Consider the following 11,539-nt stretch of genomic DNA (forward strand, 5'->3'; position numbering starts at 1 on the left):
ATCCTATTTTATATGCTATTATTTAAATTAGCATTCCCCCGAGATTCAACTTTATTGAAACGGAGTCATAATATGATTAATCAAAAAAAGTATGTACAATTTGTCATAATATACATATCTATATTTGCTCTTTGGATACTCTTTATTCCAAATGAGTCGCATATAAAGGAAATTGGGATTCTTTTCTTATTCTGTTTTGCTGCACTTTTTTCTTGCCACTGTTTATATAAAGCTATTAAAAAAATGAAACGCAGTGATAAACTATTTTGGATTTTATTACTATGCACTTGCCTATGTGGATTAGTTATGGAGATAACCCTATTTCTTAGTTCGATTTCCATGCATAATCAATCTATATTTTCATATAAAGCATTACCTTTTTTTATCATACAATATATTTTGCTCTTTGTTGGATTTGCTATAAAGTTTATAAAAAATTACTCTATTAAGGGACTTTCTCAATTCTCATTCGATAGCATCTTTATTATTATTATGAACATTTATTTCACCTTAACTTTTATCTTAGATATTTCAAGCTTCCGCATGTTAACAAAGGACACTTGGATTTTAATTGGGTATTTTATTGCACAATCATTAGTAATTTACGCCGTTATTAGCCTATATAGAAGAGAACAATATTCTTCTAGTAGAATCGCATTAATTATCGGTTTCACTATTATACTCGTATACGGTTATATTCATCTGTTTCAATTGAATTTTGGGATGAAAACTTCCGCTGAAATTAATTATTTAATACACACTGCTTCTATTTTATTAATTGGACTTTCTTCCATACTATATATTTTGGATAAACCAATGCAGCATGAAACGAAAGCAAAATATTATCGATTCGATTATATACGTTTTATACTACCTTATTTTAGTATAATTATTACTTTTTCTTTTATTATCATTCAACCTTGGGATGATAAATTCATGTTAATCGGCCTCGTGTTATCACTTATTTTGTTATTCTTGCGGCAACTTTACATGTGGAAAGATAATCAAGCACTAATCCATACATATGAACAGTTGACTACACAACTAGAGGGCGAAGTTGAAGAAGGTGCATTTGCATTATCAAAAAGTGAACAACGCTATAAATCTTTATTCGAAGATCATCCCGATGCCGTTTTCTCTTTAAATATGAATGGCATTTTTCAACAATCTAATAAGGCATGCGAAAGCTTATTTACTGCCTATTATTGCGAAGTGGCAAGCTATTCTCTGGTACACTTCATTGATTCAAAAGACCACGAACTACTTAAGAAGGCTTTACAAATTACAAAGGAAGGTAAGCCACAAACGTTAGAAGTTCGTACAAAAGAACAAGAAGGCTATTATTATTATCTCCATATTACACTTATCCCTACTTTTATAAACAAAGAAGTGGTCGGAATGTTTGGGATAGCGCGTGATATTACCACTTTATATGAAAAACAAAAACAAGTAGAACATTTAGCCTTTCACGATGCACTTACTGGATTACCAAATCGCCGAAAGTTCGAAAAAGATTTAAAAGCCATTTTGAATACAGCCCAAACTAACGCAAATGATGTCGCCGTCATGTTCCTTGATTTAGATCGATTTAAAAAAATTAACGATAGACTTGGTCATGACGTCGGAGATTTATTATTAATTGAAGTAGCAAACAGACTACGCGGTTGCTTGCGTTCAAAAGATGTCGTCGCTCGCCAAGGTGGAGATGAGTTTACCATTCTATTACCAGAAATGTACTCAGAAAAAAGTGCAATTTTTATAGCTGAACAGATTTTAACTATTTTAAACAAACCATTCTTCATTCAAGGCGAAGAACTCTCTATTACACCGAGTATCGGAATTGCGATGTATCCTGATTATGGAACTGATGTAAATGAGTTAATGAAAAATGCTGATATGGCTATGTACCGTGCGAAGGCAAATGGAAAAAACAGATTTGTTTTCTTCTCAAAAGAAATGAGTATCGCTCAAAATGAAATTCAATTCTTAGAAGGTGAACTTTCAAAAGCATTACAACAAAATGAATTTTTCCTTGAATACCAACCACAAGTAAGCACAAAAACAAAAGAAATTATCGGTTTTGAAGCATTAATACGTTGGAAGCATCCAAAACTCGGTATCGTATCTCCTGCCCAATTTATTCCTCTAGCAGAGGAAACTGGTTTTATTATTGAACTTGGTAATTGGATTTTACGTACTGCCTGTTTAGAGGCAAAAAGATGGCATAATCAAGGTTTTTCTCACTTAAAAGTTGGTGTGAATTTATCTGTTGTTCAATTTAACCATGCTGATTTAATCCCAACTATTTCAAAGGTGTTAGAAGAAACAGAACTGAAACCAGAAGCACTAGATATTGAAATTACGGAAAGCATCGCAATTAATCAAAATCAATCTGTAGTTGCAAAACTAGAACAGCTTCAAAATCTCGGCATTCAAATTTCAATCGATGACTTTGGAACTGGTTATAGTTCTTTAGCTTATTTAACAAAATATCCAATCAACACATTAAAAATTGCTCGAGAGTTTATTTGTGGAATTACAAATAGTCCTTTAGAAGAAGCAATTGTCTCTTCCATTATTACACTATCAAAAGAACTAAATTTAGAAGTGATTGCAGAAGGTGTAGAAACGGAAGAAGAATGGGAATTTTTACATAGACAAAATTGTGATCACATTCAAGGATTCTTTATTAGCAAACCTGTTTCTAGTAAAGACGTTTGGATGTTACTCCATAAAAAAACAACCGTCTAAATAAGGCGGTTGTTTTTTAAAACTCAAAAGGTAAATCTGCAGCTACTTGTACCTCTTGATCATTATGAGAAATTATTTGACTTTTCTCTAATGTTGTATCACCTAATGAAATACCCCATGCCATTGCTAACGTTAATAAACTACCAATAAGTAATTTCTTCATATTCCATCACCCACATTTTTTACTTTTAATATATCATGAAAATTTATTCACATTGTATGCAATTATGCATATCCACTTTTTAGGTTGTTTATCTGCTGATTTTATTTACGAGCGCTTCTTTATATGCATGCATTTCTAATATATCAAAAAAGAAACTTGCCTTCTTATATGCATCTTCAATCTCTGCCTCTTCATACTCCAACTTCCTTAGGCATTCACCTCTTTGATAATATAGCTGTCCAATTAATGCCATACTATTAATTCGGCATGATATTTCAATCGCTTTATTTACTTGATAAAGTGATTCTTCATATCGACTATCTAAGTATAATGCTTTTGCATGATTATACCTTACCTTCACGTCAAATTCTTCATTATCATGCAATGCCTCTAATTGTTTTAATATTTGTTCAAATAAATCAATACCCTTCTTCAAATAGCCATTTTCAGCATAAATGTTTGCAATTGCGTTTTCAATATAAAGATTCTGATATACATCAATTCCTGTCAATTGTTGATTGAGCAATTTCTTTAATTCTAAAATACAATATTCGTAATCGACTTTTTTCAACACGTAAGCAGCTACATAATATTGCCATTGAAGAAATTGCTGGAATTCAGGATGATATTCTTCCTTTTTCAGCTCATTCCATACTTTATTATAAATTTCTTTATATCTTTTTTGCTTACAAAGCATAATGACTTGATCTTTAAACTGTTTTTTTCTTTCAATATCCGAATAAATGAGTACCTCATAAAAATGAATAATGGGAATTTGTAATTTCGCTGCAATACCTTGCAATATATCCATACTTGGGTATACTGCACCCGATTCAATTCTGCTTACTTCCGATTGATGACATATGTTCTCGGATAACTGTTTTTGTGTTAGTCCTCTTAACACTCTAATTTTCTTAATTTCACTTCCTAATTTCTCTGCTTGCATACTTACTCACCATCCCATTATAACAATCTAATTTTTTAAGTTGTCATACCACTACAATAATGTGCATTCGACAATTTTTGATATGAAATAATGCATAATATATATAAAATTCGGCAAATTTTTCATACAATTCATCTCACATACAATAATAGATTAGGAGTGTTATAGATGAATTATAGAAAACTTGCCAGTGCTTTCGTTACATTCGGTCTTCTTTACCCTTTATCAACAGAAGCTATTCATGCTCAAGAATTAGACAAAAGTGCAGTCAAAGTTGAAATTGCTCAGCCTGGTTTAACAATCGGGAAATTAACACAACCTCAAAATGATACGAAAGAAAATATTGCTAAAAAGTATTTAAAAGGTGAGGTAGATGGGGCTAAAGCTCAACAAGAACAAGTCACTACTGAAAAAAATGTAGATTTCCAACCTACAAATAAAGAAACCAAAGAAAATCAAACCGAAGTTCGCCTTGCACAAACATATAAAAACTATAAAGTATATGGCCAAGATCTCATTGTAAAAGTAGATAAAAATGGAGTGATCACAACTGTTAGTGGTAAAGTTGTTCAAAATTTAAATCAACAACCTAATCTTACTATAACAAATTTTTTGTCGAAAAATGAAGTGAAATCTAAATTACGCGATATAGTTCAAATTCCAAGTGATGCGGTTGAGACAGAATTCTCTAGCGAAACCGTTGTTTATAAGAAAAAAGATGGCTATTATACATTCGCAACTGTTATTACATTTACTTATGAAAACAATGAACAAATTATAAATGGCAATGCTATCGTTGATCTAAAAACTGGCGAAGTACTTTTCCAAGAAAAATTCATTAAAAACAAAGAGAATAAGACTATAAATCAAGTAACATCACCTAGATTATCCACTGCAAGTGAGCAAGGAACTGGGAAAAATGCACTTCAAGAAAACATCTCTTTCAATATTGCCAAAGGAACTGATGGGAAATTTTATTTAGCGGATTTATCACGCGGAAATGGTATTTATATTTATAATGCAAACTACGCCGATTCCCTCGGGGGATATAGTCAAGCTGGTTATCCAGGGACACTAATTTCAAGTAGCACTCCTAATTTTGCAGATAAAGAAGCCGCGGGCGCTATGAAGAACATGAGTGATATTTATGATTACTTTAAGAAAGAACATAATCTAAAAAGTTACGATAATAAAGATTCAAAAGTTGTTGCTAGTGTACACGGTTTTGATTCTACTGAAGTTAGTGATGGTATAAAAGAAGACTATGTAAATGCGTTTTGGCATCCCGCTTGGAACCAAATGGTATTTGGTGATGGTTTAGACGGCAAACTAACATCAGCTCTTGATGTAACAGCTCATGAATTTGGACATGCTGTATTCAGTGGCACGACGAAAAATAAAGTCGTGAGATATCCAAGCGCTGAAACATCTGCACTAAACGAGGGATTAGCGGATTTCTGGGGTACACAAATCGAATATTACGTAAAGAAAGATAAAGGAAACTGGATTATGGGCGATACATTAGGTGGCCTAACAATTCGTGATATCCCAAGGGAAATTGGTGACGGCGGTCATAAATTATATACAAATTTAAAAGATTTCTATAATGATGGTAATAATCAAGAATCACACGTGAATTCTGGTATTATCAGTCACGTATTATATCAATTAGCTGAAGGTAAAACATATAACGGTGTTGCTGTTCAAAAACAAGGCAATGAAAAAGTAAGCAAAGTTGTTATGCGTGCATTGCAAAATTATGCAACTTCCGCTGAAGACTTTGAATCACTTCAATCTCACATCGTACAAGCTGCAAAAGATTTATATGGCACTGCCGTATCAAATGAATTTGCAAAGGCATTTGAAGCACATGGTTACAAGTCGTTACAAAAAGTAAATAAGGTAATAGAAGTACAATAACAAAGAAGAAGAAGTTTACTCCTCTTAGGTAAACTTCTTCTTATATCCAACCCTTTTCTTCCGCAATTGTAATTGCCTCAATTCTATTTTTCGCATCGAGCTTCGTTAATACTTCAGAAATATAATTACGTACTGTACCCGGTGAAAGATAAAGTGCCTTCGCAATTTCGTTTGCCGTCTTTCCTTCTTTCGCAAGCAACAATACTTCCTTTTCGCGATCTGACAACGGATTTTGCTCCTGCCATAGACCGAACATTAACTCTTGGGAGACCTCTCGTTTCCCCTTCATTACATTACGAATTGCTGCTGCTAAATCTTCACTTGGGCTATCTTTTAATAAATAGCCGTGCACGCCAGCTTTCATTGCTCTTTCAAAATATCCTGGCCGTGCAAATGTTGTTAAAATCATAACTTTACATGGTGATTTTTCTTTCTTTAACGCTTCAGCAACATCTAATCCACTTTGAATTGGCATTTCAATATCCATAATACTGATATCCGGTTTTAACGATTCAATTAATTTTAGCGCCTCTTCCCCGTTTGCCGCTTGCCCAATTACTTCGATATCATCTTCTAGATCAAGTAAGGCACCTAATGCACCACGAAGCATCCGTTGATCTTCTGCAATAATAATTCGAATCATGCCCTCACCTCATCTTTTCCTGTTCTAATAACAACTGGAACTTTTACTGTTAACAACGTCCCTGGATTGATTGTACCTAGTTCAACAAATCCATCAATAAGAGCAATTCGTTCTTTCATGCCGCGGATACCATTTCCATCATGATTTTGATCTGTTAAACCAATTCCGTTATCTTCTACTTTCAAAATCAGCTCACCTTGCGATTCTAATACAGAAACTGCACACCGCTTTGCCTTACTATGTTTTACAACATTTGTAACGGCCTCACGTAAACACATCCCGACAATATTTTGTTCAATTGGTGATAACGAGCTCGAGCTTGCTTCTTGCCTCACTTCTAATTCAATATTAGCTGCTTGTAAGATTGCCTTTATTTGCTCTAGCTCTTCTTCTACCGTAATCATACGCATATCAGAAATTAATTCTCTCAGCTGCTTTAAGGCTGTACGAGACGTTTGTGTAATTTCCTTCGCTTCCACACTTGCACGCTCTGGATTTTTCACAATTAACTTCTCTACAAGCTGGCTTTTCAAAGTAATAAGAGATAACGTATGCCCTAATGTGTCATGAAGATCTCTCGCAATCCGCTGCCGTTCTTCACGTTTTACTAAGTCTTTAATTTGCTCGTTTGCTTCGTTTAATTGATTTCTTAATATCTTTTTTTGATTAAAATTGTGCATCCCAAAAGGCGCAACAAGCATTAAAATAAGCATCGGTACAGTATTTATAAAGCTTGTAAATGAAAAACCCGCACCATATACAAATGTTATAAGTGTTACAACTAATAATCCCAATAGTATTCGAAACATTTTTTTCGTAGGTGCGAATGCTATGGCATTTGATGTGAAAAAACATAAAAAAATAAGATACGGACTATAAAAAAAACTAAATAACAAGGCTATAACCATTTGCATACAAGCCCACATCGCGAACATTTTTGTAACAAAATACAGCTGCCGGTATGCTAATACAAAAAGAATTAGCATACCAGTCCCAAACATTAACCTTAAGCCCTCCTCTTGTACAAGTGCATAAATCGGAAACGCTAAATACACAAGCCACATATACGGAAAGAACCCCATATGTTTCGGAAAAACCTCAATCCTCTTTTTCTCTATCATTTATACCGCTTCCTGTCTTTTTCTTATATATATTGATACTACAACAAATATAAGGAAATAACCTCCTAATACCGCGATATTTTCCCATCCAATTGATTTTCCAGCTACAATATCCCACGCACCGCTTCCGAAGTGGTATGTTGGTGTCCATTCACCAATTGTTCTTAATATTTTTGGGAATACTTCAATCGGCATCCATAACCCACCAACTATAGCTAAACTCATATTTAAGATATTTGCTAAGCCAGCAGCTGCGTCCGCCTTCTTAATGGAACCTATTACTGTTCCTAATGCTAAAAATGGTGTTACCCCTAACAATAACCATAACCCCGCACCAATCCATTGCCCTACCGTTAACTCAACATGATTAATTAGTATCCCTGCAATAAAGATAACTAATATTGAAAAAGCATTTACTACTGTTTGAGCGATAATTTTTGCTGTTAAATATGCTCCCTCTGGAAGCGGTGTAATTTTTAGAAGATGTGTCCACCCTTGCCCTCTTTCCTGAGAAAGTCTCACACCGAAACTAAAGAGTGCAGTCCCTACAATGCTGAAAGTTGCCATCGAAATTAAATAGTGTGCCTTCCACGCATCTCCGTTTTGTGGTACTTGAACAACATTTGTAAAAATGTAGTAAAACATAACAGGCATTAATAATGAGAAAAAAACAAATAATTTATTGCGGAATGTACGTAAAATTTCTATTTTGCATTGCATCCATAACGCTCTCATGCGATTTCCCCCTTCTGATTTGCGACAAACTGTTCAAATGCCTCATCAAGGCTTCCACGTTCAACTGAAACATCTGTTACAGGTAAACTCCTTTGATAAATGGCTTTTAAAGTTGCATCCGTATCCTCCGTTGTTAAAATGAAGCGTCCTTCGTTTGACTTTACTTCTGTTACATTTGGTAATTCCTTTAGTAATTTTGTAGGAATGCTTTCCTTCGAATAAAATGTGATTGTTTTTCTCGAAATCGTTGCTTTCATTTCGTCTGGTGTACCATCTGCGATAATCTTTCCGTTCGCAAATAATAAGATACGATTTGCTAAAGCATCTGCTTCTTCTAAATAATGCGTCGTTAAAATAATCGTTTTCCCTTCACTTGCTAACTTTCGAATCGTTTCCCAAAACGTTCTTCGAGACGTAATATCCATTCCGACTGTCGGCTCATCTAAAAATAACAAATCCGGATTTCCCGCAAGTGCAAGCGCAAAGTTTAACCTTCTTTTTTGCCCACCTGATAATTTCTCACATCTTTGCTTTCGCTCTGATTCTAAATTTGATAACTGCAGTAACGTTTCTTTCGCTACAGGATTCTTATAATAACTGCGGAATAGCTCTATTGCCTCTTCCACTGTAATGCTATCAATCACACTTACTTCTTGTAACATTGCCCCAAGATTATTACGAACGCCTCTCTGCTTTGGACTCTTTCCAAATATAGAAACCGTACCTTCTGTAGGATCTTTTAATCCAAGCATCATCGAAATTATCGTCGTCTTCCCCGCACCATTTGGTCCAAGTAATGCTACTATTTCTCCTTTATCCACGTGAAATGAAACGTTATTTACTGCTTTTTTATGTTTAAATGTTTTAGAAACACCATTTACTTCAATAATCTTTTCCATCTCTCCACCCCCACTGTTTCTTATATTTACATTGTATTACCTGGAAAACTTAGGAAACAGTATGATACGTCATGACATCGATATGACAATTGTCATATATTCCTTGTGAGAGGAATCAGCCCGCATACCGCAAGCAAGTAGCAGGACGAAAATAAACATGATACAATCGGATAAGATATATATTCGAGGAAGGACAGTGGTTTTCATGATTATTCGTAATGAACAAGATTTAGAAGGCTTACGAAAAATCGGCCGCATCGTTGCGCTTGCACGTGAAGAAATGAAAAAACAAGCGAAGCCAGGTATGACAACGAAAGAGCTTGATTTGATCGGTAAAAAAGTATTAGATGAGCATGGTGCTATTTCTGCACCTGAAAAAGAATATGATTTTCCAGGTGTAACTTGCATTAGTGTAAATGAAGAAGTTGCTCATGGTATTCCAGGAGATCGTGTATTAAAAGAAGGCGATTTAGTAAACGTCGATGTATCTGCTGCACTTGATGGCTATTATGCTGATACAGGTATTTCATTTGTACTTGGAGAAGACGAGGCAAAAGAAAAGCTTTGCCAAGCAGCGGTTGATGCATTTTGGGCAGCAATGAAAAAGGTTAAAGCTGGCTCAAAACAAAATCAAATTGGTCGTGCTGTTTCAAACTTCGCACATAAAAGTGGATACAATGTTATTCAAAACTTAACTGGTCACGGCATTGGTCTTAGCTTACATGAAGCACCAAATCACATTTTAAGCTACTATGATCCAATGGATAATACGCTTCTAAAAGACGGTCTTGTTATCGCTGTAGAACCGTTCATATCTATGAAAGCTGATCATATTATTGAGCGTGGTGACGACGGTTGGACATTCATTACACCTGATAAAAGTCTTGTTGCACAATGTGAACATACCGTTGTCGTAACACGCGGCGAACCAATAATCTTAACAGAAATCTAATATAAAAAAACGGCTGTTTTGTAGATTTATTCCACATAAAACAGCCGTTTTTTAATTTTGGGAAAATATGTGAACTATTGTTGAACTCTTTATCATTTAAGTATATAATCTTTAGCGGAGGTTACTTAAGCTTATCTTTACTAAAAAGATATTGTAGCTAAGGAGGAAAACACCTTCTTTTTTATTGTTTAAACAGTCTCAAAAATGACCGTAGTAACGGGTTAGTCGAATATTCTGTAATCCTTATATTCCTCTAACAATGTAAGAAACTATCGTCTTTCAACTTCGGTCCACTAATCGTACAACTCTCTTTAGACAAAATAGATGACTATTTTCAAAGTACATATTGTCTTCATTCTGACCAAAAACAACCCTATCTAGATTTTTATTTCCACATAACTTTAAGGCAAAAATAAGCCTTCACAAGGGGATACACTACCTTGGTTAGTATGTATCGTAAAACTTACCTTTATAACCATTCTTTTTTACTAGATATACATGAAAACTATCTCACATATAAAGGTCTGATATCATTCTTTATATCAGTATTTTTTTCGACATTTTTTGTCGAATTGTGTATATTTCCAAATAACTGTGTAAATATACATTTTGTTTTACGTTAAATAATATTACTTTGAACATAACCCAGTTTGTCTGAGAACGCGTATAGAAACGGAGGGATAGCAAAAACAAATAGCTTATAACAAATACTTTTAATATTCCATTTGTTCATGTGGAATAAGTCCCCAATGGACAAATGAATGTTCAGAGGAGGAAAAATGAAAAAACTTTTCAATGTATGTTTAATTGTATTCGTACTATTTTCGCAGCTTGCTAGTTTTCCATACAATCAAGTAAAAGCGGAAACCTTAACAGGAGATTCCTTATTTGACACTGTTGAAATGAAAGATGCAACGAATCATATTATTGACGAAGCAAAAAATCCTAACAACTTAATAAAGATAGGATCAACCATTCAAGTAGAATACGCTTGGTCAATAAAGGATCAACAAGTTGCACATGCAAATGATACAGCAGTAGTCCAAATACCACTTGCATTAAAAGTATCTAAAGATTTGCAAGGGGATTTAGTAACAGATCAAAAAAATATTGGTCAATATTTTATAACAGCTAAAGATAATAAATTAAAATTGATATTTAATGATCAAGTAGAAAATTTGAAAGACGCTAAAGGAAAAATTAAAGTTGATACCGTGTTTAACTCAACTTTAAAAACTGGAGAAAAATCAGTTCAAATCGCTTTTCCTTTAGGAACAATCGTTCAACCTATATCAGTTCCTGTTCAGGTAGAAGACTCTAAAGAAGATGGCACCAAACAGGATACTAATAAACAAGTGCAAGATCCAGTAGCTAAACCTGTTACTGACAATCCGGAGCAAGATCCAACA

10 protein-coding genes are annotated in these 11,539 nt (G+C 34.2%); 4 read left to right on the plus strand and 6 right to left on the minus strand.

Annotation, left to right across the window (positions count from 1 at the left end):
- Window positions 1-72 precede the first annotated feature (72 nt).
- Complete coding sequence (locus MR167_RS15195) at window positions 73-2,751, plus strand: DUF4084 domain-containing protein (RefSeq protein ID WP_002162962.1); 2,679 nt, start codon at window positions 73-75, stop codon at window positions 2,749-2,751.
- 16 nt (window positions 2,752-2,767) lie between these two features.
- Here the strand turns inward: MR167_RS15195 and MR167_RS15200 are convergent, their stop codons facing one another.
- Both MR167_RS15200 and MR167_RS15205 read right to left on the minus strand, forming a co-directional pair.
- Entirely contained in the window at window positions 2,768-2,914 is a 147-nt protein-coding gene (locus tag MR167_RS15200) for a quorum-sensing peptide PapR (RefSeq protein ID WP_000734733.1), read from the minus strand.
- Between the two features lie 88 nt (window positions 2,915-3,002).
- Complete coding sequence (locus MR167_RS15205) at window positions 3,003-3,860, minus strand: helix-turn-helix domain-containing protein (RefSeq protein ID WP_001147494.1); 858 nt, start codon at window positions 3,858-3,860, stop codon at window positions 3,003-3,005.
- 168 nt (window positions 3,861-4,028) lie between these two features.
- Between MR167_RS15205 and MR167_RS15210 the strand changes: the two genes are divergently transcribed.
- Window positions 4,029-5,780, plus strand: a complete 1,752-nt coding sequence (locus MR167_RS15210) for a M4 family metallopeptidase (protein WP_001109525.1) — start codon at window positions 4,029-4,031, stop codon at window positions 5,778-5,780.
- Between the two features lie 40 nt (window positions 5,781-5,820).
- Here the strand turns inward: MR167_RS15210 and MR167_RS15215 are convergent, their stop codons facing one another.
- From MR167_RS15215 to MR167_RS15230, 4 genes are read right to left on the minus strand one after another with little or no spacing between them, the layout of a single operon-like run.
- The gene (locus MR167_RS15215) at window positions 5,821-6,423 is read right to left on the minus strand and encodes a response regulator transcription factor (protein ID WP_000619243.1); all 603 of its coding nucleotides are present in this window, start codon (window positions 6,421-6,423) and stop codon (window positions 5,821-5,823) included.
- A complete protein-coding gene (locus tag MR167_RS15220; protein WP_242314923.1) occupies window positions 6,420-7,544 on the minus strand; it encodes a sensor histidine kinase in 1,125 nt (374 codons plus the stop codon). Before MR167_RS15220 ends, MR167_RS15215 begins: the two co-directional genes overlap by 4 nt.
- On the minus strand, window positions 7,545-8,279 hold the full coding sequence (locus tag MR167_RS15225) for an ABC transporter permease (protein ID WP_001202435.1): 735 nt from the start codon (window positions 8,277-8,279) through the stop codon (window positions 7,545-7,547).
- A complete protein-coding gene (locus MR167_RS15230; RefSeq protein WP_242314925.1) occupies window positions 8,276-9,178 on the minus strand; it encodes an ABC transporter ATP-binding protein in 903 nt (300 codons plus the stop codon). The genes MR167_RS15225 and MR167_RS15230 overlap by 4 nt, the downstream gene beginning before the upstream one ends.
- A gap of 157 nt (window positions 9,179-9,335) precedes the next feature.
- Between MR167_RS15230 and map the strand changes: the two genes are divergently transcribed.
- Complete coding sequence (gene map / locus MR167_RS15235) at window positions 9,336-10,130, plus strand: type I methionyl aminopeptidase (RefSeq protein ID WP_002083543.1); 795 nt, start codon at window positions 9,336-9,338, stop codon at window positions 10,128-10,130.
- Between the two features lie 779 nt (window positions 10,131-10,909).
- Window positions 10,910-11,539, plus strand: a 630-nt coding sequence (locus MR167_RS15240; RefSeq protein ID WP_242314927.1) for an Ig-like domain-containing protein, incomplete at its 3' end; no start/stop codon positions are given.

The sequence above is a fragment of the Bacillus cereus group sp. BfR-BA-01355 genome, from assembly GCF_022663675.1.
GTDB lineage: Bacteria > Bacillota > Bacilli > Bacillales > Bacillaceae_G > Bacillus_A > Bacillus_A thuringiensis_S.

What these genes read in the sequence shown, in the direction of transcription:
- MR167_RS15195 (WP_002162962.1), top strand. Translation starts at nt 73, where the DNA reads ATGATTAATCAAAAAAAGTATGTACAATTTGTCATAATATACATATCT.
- MR167_RS15200 (WP_000734733.1), bottom strand. Translation starts at nt 2,914, where the DNA reads ATGAAGAAATTACTTATTGGTAGTTTATTAACGTTAGCAATGGCATGG.
- MR167_RS15205 (WP_001147494.1), bottom strand. Translation starts at nt 3,860, where the DNA reads ATGCAAGCAGAGAAATTAGGAAGTGAAATTAAGAAAATTAGAGTGTTA.
- MR167_RS15210 (WP_001109525.1), top strand. Translation starts at nt 4,029, where the DNA reads ATGAATTATAGAAAACTTGCCAGTGCTTTCGTTACATTCGGTCTTCTT.
- MR167_RS15215 (WP_000619243.1), bottom strand. Translation starts at nt 6,423, where the DNA reads ATGATTCGAATTATTATTGCAGAAGATCAACGGATGCTTCGTGGTGCA.
- MR167_RS15220 (WP_242314923.1), bottom strand. Translation starts at nt 7,544, where the DNA reads ATGATAGAGAAAAAGAGGATTGAGGTTTTTCCGAAACATATGGGGTTC.
- MR167_RS15225 (WP_001202435.1), bottom strand. Translation starts at nt 8,279, where the DNA reads ATGAGAGCGTTATGGATGCAATGCAAAATAGAAATTTTACGTACATTC.
- MR167_RS15230 (WP_242314925.1), bottom strand. Translation starts at nt 9,178, where the DNA reads ATGGAAAAGATTATTGAAGTAAATGGTGTTTCTAAAACATTTAAACAT.
- map (WP_002083543.1), top strand. Translation starts at nt 9,336, where the DNA reads ATGATACAATCGGATAAGATATATATTCGAGGAAGGACAGTGGTTTTC.